The 20,108-nt window shown below is 57.7% G+C and carries 18 protein-coding genes; 4 read left to right on the top strand and 14 right to left on the bottom strand.

Features of this window, described 5'->3' with window-relative positions; genetic code table 11:
* The first annotated feature begins 241 nt into the window (after positions 1–241).
* On the top strand, positions 242–514 hold the full coding sequence (locus FE783_RS09420) for a transposase (RefSeq protein WP_138879082.1): 273 nt from the start codon (positions 242–244) through the stop codon (positions 512–514).
* A 59-nt stretch (positions 515–573) separates the two neighbouring features.
* On the opposite strand, the gene FE783_RS09425 is transcribed toward FE783_RS09420, so the two are convergent.
* The 5 genes from FE783_RS09425 to FE783_RS09445 form a co-directional block, all read right to left on the bottom strand.
* Entirely contained in the window at positions 574–1,182 is a 609-nt protein-coding gene (locus FE783_RS09425) for an HD-GYP domain-containing protein (RefSeq protein ID WP_238402973.1), read from the bottom strand.
* Between the two features lie 316 nt (positions 1,183–1,498).
* The gene (locus FE783_RS09430; RefSeq protein ID WP_138879084.1) at positions 1,499–1,684 is read right to left on the bottom strand and encodes a hypothetical protein; all 186 of its coding nucleotides are present in this window, start codon (positions 1,682–1,684) and stop codon (positions 1,499–1,501) included.
* A gap of 69 nt (positions 1,685–1,753) precedes the next feature.
* Positions 1,754–3,049 (bottom strand): acyltransferase domain-containing protein, encoded by a 1,296-nt coding sequence (locus tag FE783_RS09435; RefSeq protein WP_158301695.1) that lies wholly within the window; start codon positions 3,047–3,049, stop codon positions 1,754–1,756.
* Positions 2,989–3,660, bottom strand: coding sequence for a GNAT family N-acetyltransferase (locus FE783_RS09440; RefSeq protein WP_138879086.1), 672 nt, complete (start codon positions 3,658–3,660; stop codon positions 2,989–2,991). Before FE783_RS09440 ends, FE783_RS09435 begins: the two co-directional genes overlap by 61 nt.
* A gap of 95 nt (positions 3,661–3,755) precedes the next feature.
* A complete protein-coding gene (locus FE783_RS09445) occupies positions 3,756–5,573 on the bottom strand; it encodes a putative bifunctional diguanylate cyclase/phosphodiesterase (RefSeq protein ID WP_138879087.1) in 1,818 nt (605 codons plus the stop codon).
* 249 nt (positions 5,574–5,822) lie between these two features.
* Between FE783_RS09445 and FE783_RS09450 the strand changes: the two genes are divergently transcribed.
* A complete protein-coding gene (locus FE783_RS09450; RefSeq protein WP_138879088.1) occupies positions 5,823–7,577 on the top strand; it encodes an ABC transporter ATP-binding protein in 1,755 nt (584 codons plus the stop codon).
* Complete coding sequence (locus FE783_RS09455; protein ID WP_138879089.1) at positions 7,574–9,331, top strand: ABC transporter ATP-binding protein; 1,758 nt, start codon at positions 7,574–7,576, stop codon at positions 9,329–9,331. Before FE783_RS09450 ends, FE783_RS09455 begins: the two co-directional genes overlap by 4 nt.
* 109 nt (positions 9,332–9,440) lie before the next feature.
* Here the strand turns inward: FE783_RS09455 and FE783_RS09460 are convergent, their stop codons facing one another.
* The 8 genes from FE783_RS09460 to FE783_RS09495 all read right to left on the bottom strand — a co-directional run bounded on the left by FE783_RS09460 (position 9,441) and on the right by FE783_RS09495 (position 18,541).
* Positions 9,441–9,824, bottom strand: a complete 384-nt coding sequence (locus FE783_RS09460; protein ID WP_138879090.1) for a GtrA family protein — start codon at positions 9,822–9,824, stop codon at positions 9,441–9,443.
* Positions 9,817–10,806, bottom strand: coding sequence for a glycosyltransferase family 2 protein (locus tag FE783_RS09465; protein ID WP_138879091.1), 990 nt, complete (start codon positions 10,804–10,806; stop codon positions 9,817–9,819). The genes FE783_RS09460 and FE783_RS09465 overlap by 8 nt, the downstream gene beginning before the upstream one ends.
* Before the next feature lie 6 nt (positions 10,807–10,812).
* Positions 10,813–12,492: an ArnT family glycosyltransferase gene (locus FE783_RS09470; RefSeq protein WP_338015835.1), complete on the bottom strand. Its 1,680-nt coding sequence runs from the start codon at positions 12,490–12,492 to the stop codon at positions 10,813–10,815.
* Between the two features lie 14 nt (positions 12,493–12,506).
* Positions 12,507–14,849: a cyclic di-GMP-binding domain-containing protein, MshE-related gene (locus FE783_RS09475; protein ID WP_138879092.1), complete on the bottom strand. Its 2,343-nt coding sequence runs from the start codon at positions 14,847–14,849 to the stop codon at positions 12,507–12,509.
* Positions 14,819–14,974 carry a hypothetical protein gene (locus tag FE783_RS09480; protein WP_158301696.1) on the bottom strand — a complete coding sequence of 52 codons (156 nt, stop codon included), beginning with the start codon at positions 14,972–14,974 and terminating at the stop codon, positions 14,819–14,821. The genes FE783_RS09475 and FE783_RS09480 overlap by 31 nt, the downstream gene beginning before the upstream one ends.
* Positions 14,958–16,379, bottom strand: a complete 1,422-nt coding sequence (locus FE783_RS09485; RefSeq protein ID WP_138879094.1) for a sugar phosphate nucleotidyltransferase — start codon at positions 16,377–16,379, stop codon at positions 14,958–14,960. Before FE783_RS09485 ends, FE783_RS09480 begins: the two co-directional genes overlap by 17 nt.
* 401 nt (positions 16,380–16,780) lie before the next feature.
* Positions 16,781–18,091 carry an enolase C-terminal domain-like protein gene (locus FE783_RS09490; protein WP_158301697.1) on the bottom strand — a complete coding sequence of 437 codons (1,311 nt, stop codon included), beginning with the start codon at positions 18,089–18,091 and terminating at the stop codon, positions 16,781–16,783.
* A gap of 126 nt (positions 18,092–18,217) precedes the next feature.
* The gene (locus FE783_RS09495) at positions 18,218–18,541 is read right to left on the bottom strand and encodes a hypothetical protein (protein WP_138879096.1); all 324 of its coding nucleotides are present in this window, start codon (positions 18,539–18,541) and stop codon (positions 18,218–18,220) included.
* A 211-nt stretch (positions 18,542–18,752) separates the two neighbouring features.
* On the opposite strand from FE783_RS09495, the gene FE783_RS09500 reads away from it, so the two are divergent.
* Entirely contained in the window at positions 18,753–19,715 is a 963-nt protein-coding gene (locus FE783_RS09500; RefSeq protein WP_238402957.1) for an SPL family radical SAM protein, read from the top strand.
* Positions 19,716–19,840: 125 nt separating this feature from the next.
* On the opposite strand, the gene FE783_RS09505 is transcribed toward FE783_RS09500, so the two are convergent.
* The gene (locus tag FE783_RS09505) at positions 19,841–20,068 is read right to left on the bottom strand and encodes a hypothetical protein (protein WP_138879097.1); all 228 of its coding nucleotides are present in this window, start codon (positions 20,066–20,068) and stop codon (positions 19,841–19,843) included.
* Positions 20,069–20,108 lie beyond the last annotated feature (40 nt).

Raw genomic sequence — 20,108 nt, forward strand, 5'->3', positions numbered from 1 at the left:
CTGTATCCTCCTTATACATGCCAAGTCTTCTTCCGTATTTTACGAAAAATGGAAACGCTTTCGCAAGACAAAAGCGGCCGATTTTCAAGCCATTTTTTGCACCTGCCTTGTCTTTTTCTCGTCTGTAACACCCCCAAAATAGCAAACCTGACATAATTTGACCAAAAAAGGGCATAGTAACGTTGCAAAGCGACGGGATGTCTTTCCCGCAAAACACGTACTCCCAAGGAGGATACTTGCGATGAGCGAACACGATCGTATGGAGCCGTTGTCCGGCGAGCCCGTCGAAGTCGAAGGCGTCTACTCGAACGAATGGGGCCGCGAGGAATTTATGAGCAAGGGCGACGTTTTCCCTGCCGATCCCCAGCTCGGCACGACCGCCTGGAAGTTGGTCCGCTACAATGTGGACAGCACGACCGGGGAAACGGAGCACGACCACCTCAATTTGGCCGACAAAAACGAGCAGAGCGGCTACGGCTCTCCGCGCAAGCATGTTGACCGCGGGGACAAATAGGAGTTGGCAAAAAAAATCCCGACCGGAGGTCGGGATTTCTTCTTCCTATTGCAAATAGTTCAACAGCATTTGCTACACATCACCCGGTAAAACGCATCCACGACATACGGATCGTAATAGCGGCCGCTGCACCGGTACAGCTCGTCGAACGCTTCCTCATGCGTTCTCCTCTTGTTGTAGCTCCGGCTGACCGTCATCGCATCGTAGCTGTCGACGACGCGCAGCAGCTTGACCGACAACGACAGCCTCGCCTCCGGTATTCCGTCGTACCCGCTGCCGTCCACGTTCTCGTGATGATACAATATCATGTCGCAGTCCACATAGCCGGAAACTCCCCAATCGCGAAGCAAGGCATCGCCTTCGCGGCAGTGTTCCTTGATCAAATCCCATTCCGTGGACGACAGAGCTTCAGACTTGTCCAGCAAGCAGACCGGCACCGAAAGCTTGCCGATATCGTGAAGCAAGGACGACCGCAGAACGATCTCCCGCTCGGCCGCGGTATAATCCATCGCCTCGCACAGCTTAAGCGAATAGCAGGCCACCCTGATCGAATGATCGTACGTGTGCCGGTGATGGCGGCTCATCCTCCGCAGAAACGGATAGCTGCCGTCATCGTAAGCAAACTGTTGAACCCGCTCCAACAACGTTGTCCTTGCATGCCCGATCATGGAACTCAAGAATGTTCACTCCCGTACTGAACGTTTTCCGGGTTCCCCTCTTGTTGATCCTGCTTTCATTATGAGCGGTTTCCGCCGAAAAAAATATCACCTTTCCCTCCCATTTCCATTTATTCCCGATTAGGAAAACGCTCCTATACGGATCGCGGCATTCCCACCGATATAGGAGGTGCGGCCGCCGGTACTAGTACTTCCCGCTATCGACTCGACTGAGCAATCCCGGAAAACGCAAAAAACCGCCGGCAGCGTATCGCTCCAGCGGTTCGTTGTTGCGGATGCCTCTTTCGCCGATCGGCACTGAGCAGCTTCAGTCCGCGTCCCGGCTGTCCATTACGCCGGTCAAGTACTCGTTCTCGCGGCCTTCCTTGGTGGGATTGCTGTTCTTGATCATGCTGAGACGACCGCTCCTCAACTCGCCGTGCTCATTCGTATCAGGCGTCTGATTGTCTTCCGGAGCGGCGTCGTGCTTGTTGTTGTTATATTTGTTCGACATGGATGACTACCTCCTAAGGTATGCTTGTTTTGCAAATGCTCACCATAGGATGCGCCAAACCGCTGTTCGTTATGTGCCGATATCCGCTTCAGGCGCTATCGTCGTCCCTTTGCTCCAATCGTCCTTCAACAAAAATCCGGCGGCCCCGTGTATGCAGCCTCCCGACGCCAAATGATCGTAGACGATGCGCTGAAGCGAAGTGTCCCTCGGAACATGAGGCAAATCGGCGAGCTTCGTGCCGAAGCCGAACACGCGCTCCAACGTCTGATCCTCGTCCGACTTGACCGGGGTCACGTAATAATCGCGCTGGAACCGTACGATGTTGGCGTCTGCCGGAAGCAGCAGCGGAAATTGCGGCGCGAGCAGCCAAGAGGAGCATACGAACCCTTTGAACGGCGTTTCCGGGAAATGGTCCGCCGCGAACGCGACCGCCTGCCCGTAGGAGTCGCGGCAAAGCTCATGCGTCATTTTGCCGCCTTCGGGAATATGCACGTCCAACACGGTGTCGCCTTTTTCCAGAACAAGCTCCCACTCGTCCGCCCGAAGCCGCACCCGAGTCCTCGCGACGGCTTCCTTCCCGGTAACCGGATGACCGGTATAGGCCGTTCCATCGAAGTCGAGAGCGGAAATCCAGCCTCCCTCGCTATCGAATACGCCGTTCGTTCCGTCCGTTTGGCCGTCGGCCCGATAGCGGATACCGGATTCGCTCAAAGCGGCGACCCGGCCGGATGCCCGATGCCGAAACGCTTTGAACGGCTTGTTATAAGGGATAAATGCGAATTGCAGCCGCCCGAGCCGGAACAGTTTGCCGGAGAAATGTCGGATCAGCCAGCCGACCTGACCGAGGCCCCACTCCCCATTCTGCTGGCGATAGTGGCGCATCCAGATCGCCATGTCTTCGAGCGTAGCGACCAGCACGCGCTCCGGTATGCGCTTGGAGTCGTAATAGGCGCTCATTGACGGGAGCGCCCCCAAGTATACGACGGCGGCCATCATGCCCGATTGCGGTCCCGCGGCCAGCAGCCTTTTGTTCACTTCGCCAGGATCGGCTTTGTCGATGAACAGCTCCTTATGAAACCGCCGCGCCGATTCCGACAAGGCGCCGTCCTGACGAATGGCCGCAGCTCCCTGAACGATCGACTCGGCGATCTCGTCCGGCAGCCGGATCGCGCCGCAAGCACGTTCGATATAATCCTGACGCAAAAAATCGATCCCGCCGTCTTGAACCGTCGTGAAACCTTTCCATCTATCCCCGAACAAGGTAATCCCCCGCTTTCGGATAACTGTAATTCCGGCCTGCCGGATTAGATCGGCAGCAGCTGCAGCGTCCCGACCGACTCGAGACGACGGATCATCTCGTACCACGATTCCGGCTTCCGCTCTTGGATGGCATAATACGTTTGCAGAAATTGCGCGACCAGCGTGGCAGGCAGCTCCCGAATCGACCGATCGTATGCCAGGAAGCACAGGTCCAGCCCGCTCACCGCTTCCCCGTTCAGCTCCCACGAAGGATGGACGTATGGGAAGTCCAACCTTCTGTAGCCGAGATGGGACAGCACTTCCCTCCGTACGAACGGGTCCATCGGCTTGATGCCGCCGAAAGCGTGCTCTTCCACGAGATACGGATTGTATATTTCCGCGAACATCCCGGTCAGCCTGCCGCCGCTTTGCTCCACCCATCGGAACAAATCGTTCTGCCTTTCCTCCGCAAGGAAACGGCCGACGCCGAGCCCTTCCCGGCCGATGATCGTAAAATCGGTCATCGCCACTCCCATCTCGGGATAATACCGATACTCCGTCGCCCCGACGACAACGCCCTCATGCACGGCGACCATTACGCGCAAGCCTTCGTCCTTGAGCGGCTCCGCCCACAGGTCGTAAGCAAGCACCTCCTCGGGCGGAAACACCCGCCCCATCAGATCGTGCATTTGCCGGAAATAAGCATCATCTATACTCGTAATCCGAATGAACTCCATGTCCGCCCCACCTTCCTTCGTCTTCTAGAAACCCGCATCACGGTCCATTGTAGCAGAAACCCGGCCGAAGCAACAATCGCAAACGACAAGCCGCTCTACGCGAGGGCAGAGCGGCTGAAGAAGCTTTGCATGAACCGTTCGAATTCGACCGGCGGAATCGGCGGGCTGAAATAATAGCCTTGAAGCAAATCGCATTTCTGCCTGCGCAAATATTCGAGCTGATCCTCCGTCTCGACGCCCTCGGCGATAACCTTCAGCTTCATATGATGGGCGACGGCAACGATCGCCGATACGATCGCGGTATCGTTGTTGTCCGGATCGGCCAAGTCGCGGACGAACGACTTGTCGATTTTGATTTTGTCGATCGGGAACCGCTTCAAGTAGCTGAGCGAGCTGTATCCGGTGCCGAAATCATCGATGCTGATCTGAATGCCGAGCCCCTTCAAATTCGTCAGCGCCGGAATCGTCCGCATGACGTCCATCGCCATGCTTTCCGTAATTTCCAGCTCCAGACTGCCCGGCTCGAGCCCGTATTCCGACAAAATGGCGCCGACCGTCTCCGGCAATTGCTGCTCCTCGAATTGCCGATTGGACAGGTTGACCGAAACGGTAATTGGCGGAAACCCCGCATCCTGCCACGATTTGGCCTGACGGCACGCTTCCCGCAGCACCCATTCCCCGATCGGCTTGATCAGACCGGTTTCCTCCGCGATCGGAATAAACAGCCCGGGCGAGATCAGCCCTTTCTCGGGATGCATCCATCTGACGAGCGCCTCCGCCCCGATCAGACCTCCGTTCTCCAGATCGACTTGCGGCTGGTAATGCACTGTCAATTCCCCGCGCTCGATCGCTTTGCGCAGTCCGTTCTCGATTTCCAGCTTGACATGAATGGCCGCTTCCATGGCGGCATCGTATACTTGCTCGTGGTTGCCTCCGCGCTTCTTCGCATGGTCGAGCGCCGTCTGCGCTTTCTTGAGCAGCGCCTCGGCGTCCCCGTCATGCAGCGGATACAGCGCGTAACCGACGCTTGCCGACAAATGAAACTCCCTGTCTTCGACCGCAAAGGGCCGGTCCAGCCGGATAAGCCGCTTCGCGACGGCCCGCGCTTCCTCTTCGCTCCGCAGCCTTATCAGACAGGCAAAATCGTCGCCGCCGAGGCGGGATACCGTAGCGTCTTTGCCGATGCCGCCCACGGAATAGCTGAAGCTGTCCGCGAACGACTGCAGCAGCTGATCCCCGACCGAGTTGCCTACGAGGTGTGAGAACGATTTGAACCGGTCCAGGTTGAGACAAAATAAAGCAAGCACGCCGTCCGGCTCCGTCCGCGCCGTCAACCGCGCTTCAAGAGTATCCATAAAGCTTCTGCGGTTAGGCAGCCCCGTCAGCTCGTCGTAATAAGCCAGATGATGCATGCGGCGTTCCGCCTGCTTGCTCTCCGTCATATCGCGGGCCAAGCAGTAGGCTCCGATGACGCGATTGCCTTCCGATATCGGCACGAGATGGAACGCCAGCTCCACCGCCCCCCCATCCGGCCGGTCGAAGGCGACATCGAACTTTTGCGGATGCCCTTCAAGCGTCCGCTCCAGCAAGGACATCGCCCGCTGCTTGCCGATCTGGGCGGCTTCGGCGAACGGACGGTTCAAGTAAACCTCGGGCGGCCGGCCCGTAATGACGGAGACGGCGGGATTGACCCCTACGACGTTCCCTTTCGCGTCAAGCGAAAACACGGCATCGGAGTTATAGTCGAACAGCGATCGGAAGTTCCGGGCGGCCGCCCCAGGCGATGCCCGATTCGATGCGAGCCGCTTATCGATCATGGATGCGGCGATAAGTAAACTTGCTGTAAAGAGCACGGCGATCACGAAAGACAGCGCCACCAATTGCGTATCGTATAAACTTTGAAGCAGCTCCATCTGCAATCTCCGTTTTTCGTTGGATAGTCTATGAATGTTGTCCTACCGTGTTATTTCGACATTCATTACCATTTACCTGCCGTATTTGACACAGCCCTTTCACATTTTTAACAAAAAACGCCCGGCCCGCCGAAGCGAAACGAAAAAACCGTTAAACTCGAAAAAGCGGTTGACTCCCCCGACCGAATCTTCTACAGTACTATCATAGTTCAAGGCCGGATCGTAAAGAAAGGGGACTCCTACTCTTACATGACCGCATTCAAAATACCTTTGCGCCAGTACGTCGGCCTGCTGCGGCATTATTTGCGTTCGCAGCGGCCATCCATAATAGGGCTTGCCGTTCTGCTCGTCGCGGGACTTGCGATGCAGCTCGTCAATCCGCAGCTGATCCGCTATTTTATCGATTCGGCCCAAGGCGCCGATACGAGCCGGGCGCTGTGGATCGCCGCGGCCTTGTTCATCGGGGTGTCTCTGCTGCAGCAGATCGTAACCGTCGTTGCGACCTATATCAGCGAGAACGTCGGCTGGATCGCCACCAACAGACTGCGGGGAGACGTTGCGGAGCATTGCCTCCGCCTCGACATGAACTTCCACAAATCGCATACGACCGGCTCGATTATCGAGCGGGTGGACGGAGACATTAACGCGCTCGCCAACTTCTTCTCGAATTTCGTCATCACGCTCGTAAGCAACCTGCTTCTTGTCGTCGGCATACTCGTCCTGTTGTTCCGCGAAGGCTGGATAATCGGGGCGGGCATGTCCGTCTTCGCCGTTGTCGCCGTTTACGCGATCCAGTACATTCGCAAATTCGCCATCCCCCATTGGGGCAAGCTGCGGCAAATCAGCGCCGACTTCTACGGCTTCCTGAGCGAGCATTTGGAAGGGACCGAAGACACCAGGGCCAATGGCGCCAGCAGCTTCGTCATGCACAAATTTTACTCGCACTTGAGGGCGTGGCTGCCGGTCCGGATCCGCGCGTTTTTCGGCTGGGCGGCGATGTGGATTACGACGCTCGTCGTCTTCGCGATCGGCAACGCGATCGCCTTCGCGCTGAGCGCTTATTTGTGGCACCAGGGCGCGATCTCCATCGGGACGGTGTATATGATTTTCTACTATACCGAGCTGATGGCCAAACCGATCGAGAAAATCCGTACGCAAATGGAAGATTTGCAAAAGGCGGACGCCAGTATCGTCCGTATCCGGCAATTGCTCGATACGGAGCCCGCGATACGCGACGGTGCCGGCACCCCGATTCCGGCAGGACCGCTTCCCGTATCGTTCGATGACGTGACCTTTGCCTACGAGAGCGGCAATGCGACGCTGGACGGCATCGACTTCCGTCTGGAGCCGGGGCAAGTGCTCGGTCTGCTGGGCCGTACCGGCAGCGGCAAGACGACGCTAGCCCGGCTCCTGCTCCGCTTCTACGATCCGCAGGAGGGGGCCATCCGGCTCGGCGATGTACCGATACGGGACGCCAAGCTGCATGACTTGCGCAGACGCGTCGGCATGGTGACGCAAAATATCGAAATATTCCAGGGGACCGTTCGCGACAATTTGACCTTCTACGATCCCGACGTTTCTGACGAGCACATCGTTCGGGTGCTCGAAGAGCTCGGGCTGGAAAGCTGGTTCCGCTCTTTGCCGAGCGGCCTCGACTCGAAGCTGGAGTCGGGCGGAAGAGGCCTGTCCGCCGGAGAAGCCCAGCTGCTCGCCTTCGCGCGCGTCTTCTTGACCGATCCCGGCCTCGTCATCCTCGACGAAGCGTCGTCCCGTCTCGATCCGGCCACCGAGCAGCGGCTCGAAGCCGCCGTGACGAAGCTGCTGCGCGGAAGAACCTGCATCATTATCGCCCACCGGCTCGCTACCGTAGAGCGGTCGGATTGCATCCTGATTCTCGAGAACGGGAAAATCGCCGAATTCGGCAGCCGCAAGGCGCTCGCGGACGACCCGGATTCCCGCTTCAGCCGGATGCTTGCGGTCGGCATGGAGGAGGTGCTCGTATGACGACCTTTCAACTGTTATGGAGATTGATCCGTTATCGCCCGCTCTGGTATACGGCCAATGCGGCGATGTGGACGCTCATCTATCTCGCACCGGTGCTGCCCGGGCTCGTGACCAAAGCGTTCTTCGACGCCTTGACCGATTCCGCGGCGGCCAAGCTCGGCATATGGACGATCATCGCGCTTCTGCTCGCATCCACGGCCGTCCGCGCCGTCCTCATCATCTTCGGGTTCTTCACCGACGTCCAGTTCCGGATGCGCATCGGCGGGCTGCTGCGCCGCAATATGCTGCATCACATTCTGAAGGAGCCGGGGGCGAAGGCGATTCCGGTCTCGCCCGGAGAAGCGATCAGCAACTTCCGGGACGACGTCGAGCAGACGGAGGAAGCGATCAGCTGGTCGGTGGACGCGTTCGGCATGACCGTCTTCGCCATCGTATCGTTTGCCATTCTGATGCGCATCGACACGCAGCTTACGCTGCTCGTCTTCGTGCCGCTCGTGATCGTCGTGACGCTGGCGCAGATCTCGACGGCGCGGCTGCAAAAGTACCGCGCGGCGAGCCGGGAAGCGACCGGACAAGTGACCGAAGCGATCAGCGAAATGTTCGGAGCGGTGCAGGCGATCCAAGTGGCGGGCGCCGAAGCGCGCGTCATCGACCGGTTCAGGACGTTGAACGACCAGCGACGCAGCGCCATGCTGAAAGACAAGCTGCTGAACCAGACGCTCGATTCGGTGTTCTCCAACACCGTCAACCTCGGCACCGGCCTCATTCTGCTGCTCGGCGCTCAGGCGATGCGGGGAGGCAGCTTCACCGTAGGCGACTTCGCGCTGTTCGTCTACTACTTGACGTTCGTCACGCAGTTCATCCAGAACTTCGGCAAATTTCTGACTTACTTCAAGCAAACCGAAGTGGCCAAGCAGCGGATGGAAAGCTTGCTGCAAAATGCGCCGCCGGCGGTGCTCGTCGAACCGAATCCGCTCTATCTTCGCGGACCGCTCGCAGAACCGGCCGTTCCGGTCAAGACGGCGGAGGACCGGCTCGACGTTCTGGAAGTCTCGGGCCTCACCTACCGCTACCCGGAGACGGGCAGAGGCATCGACGGCATCGACTTGCGGCTGCCCCGCCACTCGTTCACGGTCGTCACCGGGCGCATCGGCTCCGGCAAGACCACACTCGTGCGCACGCTGCTCGGACTGCTGCCGAAGGACGGCGGCATTGTCCGCTGGAACGGCCGCACCGTCGAAGATTCCGGCAGCTTCTTCGTGCCGCCGCGCAGCGCCTACACCCCGCAGGTGCCGCGGCTGTACAGCGACACACTGAAGCGCAACATCCTGCTCGGCGCGGCCGACGATCCGGCTGCGCTGGACGCTGCGATCCGCGCCGCGGTGCTCGAGCCCGATATCGCCGGGCTCCCGTCCGGACTCGACACCGTCATCGGTCCGCGCGGCGTCAAGCTGTCCGGCGGACAGGCGCAGCGGACGGCGGCGGCGCGCATGTTCGCCCGCGACGCCGAGCTGCTCGTCTTCGACGACTTGTCCAGCGCGCTCGACGTCGAGACGGAGCGCAAGCTGTGGGAGCGGCTGTTCGAACGCCGCTCGGCCACCTGTCTCGTCGTCTCGCACCGTAAAGCCGCGCTCGCCTATGCCGACCGCATCCTCGTGCTGAAGGACGGACGGCTCGAAGCCGAAGGCACGCTGAAGGAGCTGCTGGCGGACAGTGAGGAGATGCGACGGCTGTGGAACCGGGAGCTGGAATAAGCTTGGGAGCGCAAAGAACGGGGCCGAGTTTCCGTAACGGAAACTCGGCCCCGTTCTGCCTAAGCGGACATTGCATGCGCGATTTCGTTTCGAAGCGGGGCGCCGTAACCTATGCCGTGCCGCGAAGGCGAAACGTCCAAACCCGGTTCAGCCAATAATTCGACAACGGAATGACGGTCATTGCGAGCGTCTGCCCGACCACGTAATGCATAGTTAACCAATCGGTGCAGATGTACATGACGAGCGCGTTCAACGCCAGCCCGGACACCGAGACGGCCGCGTACCGTAGAAATTCGGTCAGTCTGCGTGCGTTCGAGCGAAAGGTCCATTTCCGATTCAAGCCGTACTGGACGATGACGGTCAAGATGAAGCCCGCGATCGAAGCCGGCACGGGAGCGGCTCCCGCCGCCTCGACAAGCAGGATCAAGGCGATGAAATGGAGAAAAGCGCCGAACATGCCGACGATCCCATATTTCAGCAACTTACTATGCATGCCGGCCGCCAGTAAGCGCAAACCCGTTCCCCTCCGTTTCCTGTCCGGCACGTTCGCGGATCAAATACCGCGGCCTGCCCTTTACTTCGTTATATATCGCCGCGACATACTCGCCGATCGTGGAGAGCGAGATCATGACGGCGCTGCCGATTACGAGCAGAAGCAGAATGACCGTCGTAAAGCCGGTCACCGCTCCCCCCGTCCATTTCCGTACAAGCGTCTGCACGCCCAGTCCGAACGCCCCGACCATGAACAGCAGACCGACGACTCCGATCAACCGCAGCGGCACGGCCGAATATGCGATGATCGCATTAAGCGCCAGCCGCGCAAGCGCGAGAAACCCCCATCGAGTCTGTCCCCCCGAGCGGGGAGGTACGTCGAATTCTACTTTGGCCGTATGGAAGCCGAGCCAAACGATCATCCCCCGGAAAAACGTCGTCCGCTCCGGAAGCCGTTTCCAAGCATCCACCACTTTGCGGTCCAGCAGCTTGTAATCCGAGGCGCCCTCGAACCGATGACCGGTAAGACGGGTCAGCGCGCCGTAAAACGTTTTGGCCCCGATCCGCTTGACGACGGGCTCGTTTCCCCGCACCCGCTTGACCCCTTCGACGATGTCGATGCCGCCGTCCGACCTCCACATGCGCACCATCGTCTCGATCAGCTCGGGGGGATGCTGCAGGTCCGCGTCCATGACGATTACCGCTGACCCGAGCGCATCCTCGAGTCCCGCGCACAGCGCCGTTTCCTTGCCGAAATTGCGGCTGAGCCGCAGCCCGCGGACTCCCCTGATCCGTTTGGAACACTGCTGCAGAACATCCCATGTATTGTCGGAGGAGCCGTCGTCCACCACGACGATTTCGTAGCGGGAGGAGGCGAGTTCGGCGTGCAACGCGACGATTTCCAGCGTATGCGACAGCTGCTTCTCTTCGTTGTAGGCCGGAATTACGATAGACAGCTCCGGGCCATTTCGCTCGTTCGTCATGCGCTTTCACTCCTTCCCTGCTTCTCCCTGCCGCCCGTAGCCGGTTAGCCCCGTTACTTTGTACAGCCGCCAAGCGTTATTCCCGAATTCCTTGTACAGTTCAGCCCAGTCGGCGCCGTTCGCGTACAAATTCGGATACGTGACGATAATCGCGCTTCCTATCGATTCGGATGACGGCCGAGGGATCAGAATATACTCGACGCCATAATTCGCCGGATTGCTCATTGCATCCCGGAATATGCGGTCGCTTGTAATTACGTATCTTTGCGGATTGCGGGACTTGACAATAATCCGGTAGGCTGAATAAGAGTCCATCATGACCACGGCATCCGGAAGCTCCGCATTCAAATAATCGGCTATCGACTTCTCCAGCTTCATATCCTCGTAATGGCTGCCAAGTGTAATGTACGTATGCTCGTCGGGCGCGATTTTGGGATTGGTCATCGCATAGGTGAGCAGAACCGCACTGCCCAGCAAGCCGGCGAACACAAGAATCCTGCCCGCGGCCCGCCATTTGATCTGGCTTAGCTCATACGGTAGCCAAGCTACCGTAATCGGGAAGCCGTACATGAAATAGCGGAACCAGGCGAACGTCGTCCCCTTCAGCAGCATGACGTATTGCAGCGCCGGGATGGAGACGAACATCAGGATCAAGATGAGCAGATCCCATCGGAACAATCGGCCGGAAAAGAGGCGGATCAGGACAACCACGCCCAAAGGGATGGCATAATAGGCCGTCTTCTGCGCAGCCGTAACAAACGCGAGCCACGGATTGCCCAGAATGCGGACATATTCCTCGTTTTCCATCAGAATGCCTGCCTGAGCCACGTTCGAGTACTCCGAGTTCAAGAAATAAAGCGGGTTGCCCATGAGCAAGTAGTTCCACCAAATCCACAGCAGCCCCGAGTAGACGACCGGCGCCATCAGCAGCACGAGCGTGCCTTCCCCGCGTATCCACTGGTATTTCCACCGGCGCTGCTCGATCGGCTTCAAGGCGGATCGCCGATGCCTCAGCATGGTGGCGATCAGGACAGCGGCGAATAGCGCCGCGCCGAAGGGAACCGCCTCATAGCGCGTCCAGAACGCCAGCGACAGCGTAAAGCTTGCCGCAACCATGCCGAACGGTTTCTCGTCATTTAGCCAGCGGGCGAACGAGATGACCGTCCACATCGTAAAGAAATGGAACGGGGCGTCGCTGAGCCCGTTGGAGCCGAATAAAAGCACAAACGGATTCAGGCAGTAGAGCAAGGCCAGCAGCACGCTGGTCGCCGCCCCGAGCCGATAGCGAAGCCCTTCGGAAGCGAGCAGCACCGCCGTGCCCGCCGCGAACAGCGAGCTCATCAGGACGCCGGCCAAGCCGTGGGAAGCCACTTCCGGGAAGATCGGGTACAGCAGCAAAAACAACATGTTCACGAGGCTCGGCAGCGGGTTCCAGACGAACCCGATCGCCGCCAGATGCGGGTCGCGGCTGTATAGCACATAAAAGGCGTTGGCTACCCGGCTCATCGCGTCGGAATGCGTGTAATCCAGCGTATAGGCATAATGAAATCCCAAAGCGAATTCGACGGCGAACACGAGCATAAACAACACGGCAAGCAGCAGCCTGCGCTTGATCGCACCCGAAGTAGAATCGGCGGAGCCGGATGGATCGTTCGGCGAGGTCGTCGCCGTCTCCAAGTGTGCCACCTCGCATCCCCCCCTTAGGCTGTCTTAGTCGCATCGTGAGGAGTCTGGCCCGAAGCGAGGCCGTGCACCGTCTTTTCCCAATAGAAAGGCTTCGTAACAAGCTGCCAGGCCGCCTTGAAAGCAGCAATGCTCATCATCGCCCAGTAAATGGGGGTGAGCAGGGCATACTTGACCAGCGAGTAGGAAAGATCGTATTTCCGCTTCATCTCCAGCTCGCGAATGACCCAGTATACTCCGGCGATGTTCGTGAACACGAACAGGAAGTTGCCGAGCAAAAATTCGATGGCGGAAAAATAATAAATGATTCCCGGAAAAAACTGCGGGATGATCGCCAGCTTCCAGCCGTACCACAGTACGAGCATCAGCCAAAAAATCGGATTGAGCAGCGGCAGCATCGGTGTCGCCAACACCATTACCTGAAACCCCATGAATCCCTTAAGCCCGAGCTCCCGGTACAGCCGAAACGGATTGCGCATGTGCACCAGCCATGTCTGCATATAACCTTTGATCCAGCGCGAGCGCTGCCGTATCCAATTGCCGGTTCGGCTATTCGCCTCCTCCCACGTCCGGGAGTCGACGATGGCCGTCGTATAGCCGGATTTGTACAGCCGGATGCCGAGATCGGCATCCTCCGTCACATTATAAGGATCCCAGGCGCCCATTTCCTTGAGAACCGACATCTTGAAATGGTTGGATGTGCCGCCTAGCGGAATCGGAACGTCCAGTTGCATAACCCCGGGAAGCAGCAGCTCGAACCACATGCTGTATTCTTGCGTAAACCATCGCGTCAGCAGGTTTTGACCGCTATTGAAGTAGTTCAGCTTCGCCTGGATGCAGGCGCAATGATCCGGGCTTTTCAAGAAAGCGGCGTGCACCTTCTTCAGCTGGTCCGGGTCCGGACGATCCTCCGCGTCGAAAATGACCACGTATTCGCCTCGGGCGCGGACCAGTCCGTAATTGCACGCCTTCGGCTTCGTCTTCGGCAGACTGTGCGGCACGACGATTGTCGTGTAGTAGGGCGGCAGCTTCATTTCCTTCAAGATGCGCTGCGCATCCACGTCGTCCTCCTCGATCAGCAGCCGAACGTCAAGCTTTGCCTTCGGATAGTCGAGACTTTCTATATTGTCCAGCAATTGCGGAATGACTTCGCTTTCCTTGTACATCGGCACCAGAATCGTATAGATCGGCAGCGTCCGTTCGTCGATCTGCTCGATCTGGTCCGGCGTGAAGCGGATTTGGGCATTTTCCCGGGTCCCGTACATAATGATCAGAAACTTGAACAACGTCATCGAAAAATAAAAAAGCTGAATGGCGATATTGACGACAATAAGCGTATGCAGCCAATCTAGGCCGAGAAAGATGAGGAGCACGAGTCCCAAGGCCCCGAGCACGGTCAGTTGGGGCTTGGTAAACGTCACGTGGGCGGAATTTTCCGGCTGCTCCATAACCAGCTTTTGCGTGCTTTCCTGCAGCAGCTCGGACGTATACACTTCCTTCCAGAAAAACTCAAGCTCTTCGCGGGTTGCCAACACCTGCTCCACCGGCATGCCGAGCATCGTCTCGATATCGAGCAGCTCCGCCTCTTTCAGCGGTGAACCGACGGCCACGAGCGACCGGTTCAAGTCCTGATGGATGACAACGGCATTGTACCGGCGCGCTGTCTGCTCGGGAAGCTTGGCGATATGGTCGAAAGCGAATTCCGATCCGATCCGCCCCAAATTGTTTTGCGTAGCGACAAGCCTGTACAGCTTTTCCGGTTCGATAAAGCGAAGCGACATGAGAATATCGCCGAGCATGCCTCCGCTTTTGCGTTGAAAATCGAGCGCCTCGTTTAACTGCTCTTGCGAGATCGCCCCGGCTTCTACCAGCATTTCCCCGAGACGGCCTTTAAGCCAGCGATTGCCGATGAGCGCCTCGATCTGCGACTTCTCGACAAACCCCATCTCCACGAGCAGATCGCCGAGTCGTCCTCCGACCCGCTTCTGACGGTCCATCGCTTCGTGCAGCTGCTGGGCCGTTATTAATCCTTCGGCCACCAGCCTGTCACCCAACCGAAGCGTCTGAGTCTTCCCGCTGCCCGGTTCGTCGAGCATTGGCTGGAATCCGTCCCTGTCCATGACGTTCAGCTTCAAATCGATCAATTGATCGACGATTTTCGTTCTGCTCGCCGCTTCGCTTCTCAGCCACTGCAGCTCTCGCTCCAGCTCCCCGAGCTGCTTCTCCTGCTCGCGCTTTTCCCGCTCGACCTGCTCCCCGTACGATTCAAGCCAAGCTTCGATTTCGGCGAATTCCTTATCGGTTTCCTTTTTGCGGAGCCCTCGCCAAACTACGCCAAACTCTGGTTTCTTTGAATCCATTGCTTCAGACTTGCTTCCATATGCTCGATTTCGGTCAACTGTCTTTGGGCTTCTTCGATTTGACGGCGCAGCTCCGCTTGCTCCGCCAAAAAAGCGGACCGCTGTTGTTTATGACGACGCTCCATATGCCCCGCTTCCCGTTCCAAATGGTTCATGTATCGCTCTACTTTTCTCGGACTGTATCCGAAAAACGTTTTTTTCAATTCCATGCGTCTCTACCTCCGCTTTCCCGTGATCCGTTAAAACCTCGATGATGTCAAGCGGCCCCTCGGCGTACAGCCCGCCTTCGTCGTCAGCCTGCAGCTTAACCGTGCTGCCCTGAGACAGCTTCTGTCTCGCTCCGTTAAGGGTAAGCCAAGCTTTTCCGTGGAGAACCGTCCACGATATCGCCCCGATGCCTTCAACAGCGGTATGGATCATGGAGGTACCCGGATCCAGATGAATCCGCCTCGTCGTTACGGACGTTCCGTCAGGGAACGCGACGTTATCCAACGTCTTGGACCAGACTCCGCCTTCCGGGCGTGCCTGTTCCTCTTCCGCCTCCAGCTGGCGAAGTGCGTCTTTCAGCCGGGAGCTTACGCTCTTCGCGGTAACGAGTATGCCTTCCTCCCCGACCGCAATGGCGATGTCGGTCAATCCCATCGCAATGACGGGCGTATCCGTAGCGTTGACGATATGGACGTCTTGACAATCATCCGTCAGAATGCCGCTTCCGAGCACGTTTCGGTTCATCGCATTCGTCAGCGAGCACCAAGTGCCGAGATCTTTCCACGGGCCGTCGTAGACTAGCGCAGCAATGTTTGTTTCCTTCTCGGCCACGGCATAATCGAAGCTTTCTGCCGTAAGGCGAGAGTAACTGAGCAGAAGCTCCTCGTACGTCTCGGGCAGCCCCATCCGCTCCAAACGGTCCAGCAAATAACCGGCCCGGAAGCAAAACACGCCGCAGTTCCACAAGGCGCCCGCTCGAATATATTCGGAAGCGTCCCGCTGGGGCGGCTTCTCCCGGAAATGGCTTATAGTAAGCGGAGTCTCGTCCAGACCCGCCACGGGAATCATGTATCCGTATTTTTCCGATGGGCGGTCCGGCTTGACGCCGAGGAGGGCTAGGTTCGCTCCGGAGCGTTCGAGAGCCTCCGGCAATCGAAGCATCGTTTCATAGAAGAGGTCGTCCGCCAATCCGTCCACCGGCATGACTAGAACCGGTTCGTCGCGCAGCAGCCCCCGGTGGGAGCTCAAGTACGCGACAGCAAGCAGCACGGCAGGATACGTATCCCGCTTCTCGGGCTCAAACACGAGGTCGACGTCGCTACCCAGCTGCTCGCGGATCGATTCGCGCTGGACGGATGCGGTCGCAATGACCGCAGATCGTTCCAAGCCTCTTCGCCGAAGCCTGCCCCACACTTGCTGCAGCATCGACATCGGGCGTCCCTGATCGTCGGTCAGCAGTTTCAGCAGCTGCTTAGGGTGTTTGTCGTTGGATAATGGCCATAATCGTTTACCCGATCCTCCAGAAAGCAATATGATTTTCATGCCGCATCACTACTTTCCCGGGAGATTTGCGCATCGAATATAGTTCCATGTACCTACTTCACACAAACCGTTCGAATTTCGCCATTAATCGACAAAAAAATGAGCACATAGAACTAATTTCGATATTCTTTACCATTATATTAACATAATGGTTGTCGAAAAGCTGTGCCGAATCGTTAAAGATTCCATCAAATATTATTGATTCTTCCTTGCTGCATCAGTTCCTTTTGCAGGTCCGCATGCAAGTACTTTCATCGACTTTTTTTCGACATAGTTCTACATTATTTTCGTATTCGTTATTCTATAAAAACAAAAAAACAGACTCCGCCGAAGGCAGAGCCTGTATAAACCGTTCTGGAGAAATGAAGCATCTCCTGTCATCCTGTCATCCAGAATGGTCTTTAGGCGCGCGCGAAAACGAGCGACTCGTAATGGGGGCTTCTTCCCAGCGAACCGCCGCATTCGGCGTAAAACGAATCGTCCAGATGGAATACGCCGTTATCGGCTTGAACCCATGAAGCACCCGCGTTCGGGTGATAGCCGATCATAGTCCGCCAGTTGGCGTAATTCTGAGGTCCGTTCGACTCGATCAGACCGACCCGGAGTCCCGGTACCGGTGCAAGCCGGGCGGCTACGTTTTTGTTCCAGTCGACCATCCACGGGTTGACGGTCAAGTCGGCGCAGAAGCACGGCACGCCGCGCTCTTTGGCCGCGTTCGCCACATTCAGCGCTACGCTCATCGTCTTCGCGATCGGTTTGAGCGTAATGGCGCGGTATCCGAGATCCATGCGCTCCCGGGCGTCCCGTTCATGATGGACGCTTTCGTCGGCGGCTACTCGGACCGGTAGGCCGTCCACGGGCAGCTTGTTTTCCTCCGGAAACGGCTCCTCCAGCAAAATCGTCCGCTCCAGCGCGCCTATCCGGTCCGCATGATCGAGCAGGCGAAGCACACGCTCCGTCGTATCGTACCGGCCGTTGGCGTCGAGATAATAGACGACCCTTCCGCTGTCGGTGTAAGGCGTCGTCCTGTCCGCGGCGAGCCGATGGACGAGCTCCAGCTGGCGCTTGTCCCATTCCAGCATTTTATCCAAATCCCCGTCCTTGTCCGGATCCGAGCCGAGCTTCAGCTTCAGTACGAAGTATCCCTCGTCCAGCATGCGGCGGACGTCCGCCTCGGTGTGGCTGTACGATACGACCGGAGTACAAGCGAGCACACGGTGCCGCTCGGAGAGCACATCTCGGAAACGGCCGGGGACGATCTCATCGAACGTGCGCGCACCGGTACCGGCCGCATAGAGCAGCCACGCCGCATGGTCGAGCGGAACGAGCGCATTCAGAGCGAACGTTTCCCTCAGATCGGGTCTGGACGTAACCTCCCGTCCGTAAGCGTGCACTTGCCCGACAAGCCGCTCCAACAGCTCTATCGGCTCGCGGAACGTTTCGCCCTCGGCGAGCTGCACCGCCCGTTTCGTCAGAGCAATCATCATCTCATTGCCGCCGTTCTCCGTCGTCCCGAAAAATACGCGCGGATCGGACCAAAGCACGCTTTGCACCCCCAAGCCTACCGCAGCGTGCCCTTCTCGGCTGCGCAGCCTGACGGCCGTTTGCCATAGCTCGCTTAAATACCCGCCCTTGAATCCGAAAGGCGTTGCCATCGGTTCCTTCTCCATCGCCCATTCGGCTGTTTCGATCCGGATTGTCAATCGTTCCACTCCCATTTGGCCTCTGCGGCCATTTTTTAACACTTATTGTACTACAATCCGAGTGGAAGACTCACCCCGAGAAGCAAAAAAAATCGCCGGAATCGAGTTCCGGCGACGCTGCTCCTGTTTCTGAGGTTACCTTACCCGGCGGTATTGCCCCGTATAAGGTCTGTCCTGCTGCCCCAAGGCGGACAGAATGAGAATAATGGCACTGATGATGTGCATGATCATGCCGAGCACCGGGATCGCCGCGACGCAGGAAGTTACGATCCCGACTACGCTGCCGAGCCTGCCGGCGTTTTCTCTATGGCATATCAGCAAAGTTACGATGTGCAAAGCGAGCATGACCCACAATGCCGTGTATCCGGTAAATATGACGAAGGCTCCTCCGAGTACGGGTATGCCCAGGAACGCTTCCATTCCGCCTGTAACGAGCTTCATTAATCTCGACAAACTCATCTTGTTTTCCTCCCGACCGTATGCGTTTTGATTATGCTTTGATTATAGCATCGGGCTATAACAGCGGCATCGGACTAAAGCCAATGCGGACTCCCCGTCTGCGGTCGGGCCGGACAGCCGGCCGTTCAGCCGAAAGACTCGATTGCAGGGACGTTTCATTTTTGTTACAATAGGAACATGTGTTCCCACAATAGGAAAGCGAGTGAGCCGAGTGAAACGCCATATCCGATACGAACCGATGCCGGTCAAGACGCTGCTCAATCCGGTCAAAGCGCCGTCCATGCCGTTCGAGTGGTCGATCAATCCGTACCGCGGCTGCCAGCACGGCTGCGCCTTCTGTTATGCGCGCGCCACTCATTCGTTCCTGGGCGTGGAAGCCGACGATACGTTCCAGAACCGCATCTTCCTGAAGCAGAATGCCCCCGAAGCGCTCCGTCAGCAGCTGGACAAGATGTCCCGCTCCCGCAAAGGGCTGAAGGGAATCGGACGGATCGCCATCGGGACGGCAACCGACCCGTACCAGCAAGCGGAGGCTTCCGAAAAGCTGACCCGCCGGTGCCTAGAGGTGCTCGCGGAATATTCCGTTCCGGTATCGATCACGACGCGGTCTCCGCTTGTACTGCGGGACATGGACCTTCTCCGGGAACTGCCTGGGGTTTCGGTCAACATGAGCATCGGTACGCTGCGTTCGGACGTGTGGCGCGATTTCGAGCCGACTACGCCGTCACCCGACAAACGACTGGAGACGGTTAAACGTCTCCGTGACGAGGGCATCGACGTTAATGTATTTATTGCGCCTATTCTGCCGTACTTGTCCGATAACGCCGACGATTTGCACGGCCTGATCGAAGCGATAGCCGAGTGCCGCCCCCGTAGCGTGATGTCCTCTTTTTTAAGATTGAGCACGCAGGAGGTCAAAGTATGGTTTTTCCGGACGCTTCATTCAAAGTACCCGCATCTGACGGAAGCATACGCCGGCTTGTACAGAGGAACCGCTTACGCTCCCGATGATTATCGCGCCCCGGTCAAGCACACGATCCGCCGCCTGCTTGTGCAGTACGGCTTACTGGACGCGGAGATGTACCGTTCATCAGCGGACCGGGAACCCGCAAATGCGGCAAACGCAACAAGCGCAACAGGTGAGCAACCGGTGCAACAGCTCTATTTATTTTAATAGTACCCGGATTCGGTCAAGCTTAATCCTGGTCGGACGCAACATTCGAACCAAACATGAAAAGCCGCCAACGCAAGTTAGCGGCTGTACGGTTGTACTTATGGACTCGGGGATCGGGACGGGATTTATTCGGCCGTTTCGCTTTGTTCGGGCGCTTCCGCTTCTTCTTCTTCGGACTCTTCTTCCTCTGCCTCTGCTGCGTCTTCGTCTTCTTCGTCAAGCACTTCCTCTGCAGCGGCTTGCTCCACCTCTTGTTCCTCTTCTTGCTCTGCCTCTTGTCCTGCTTCTTGTTCCGCTTCTTGTTCTGCCTCTTCTGCTTCCGACAACACTACTTCTTTTTCCGCGTCTCCCATACGAATCCCTCCATTTGAGTCACTTAGTTCTCTAAGTGCA

Source organism: Paenibacillus mesophilus (assembly GCF_005938385.1).
Classification (GTDB): Bacteria; Bacillota; Bacilli; order Paenibacillales; family NBRC-103111; genus Paenibacillus_AB; species Paenibacillus_AB mesophilus.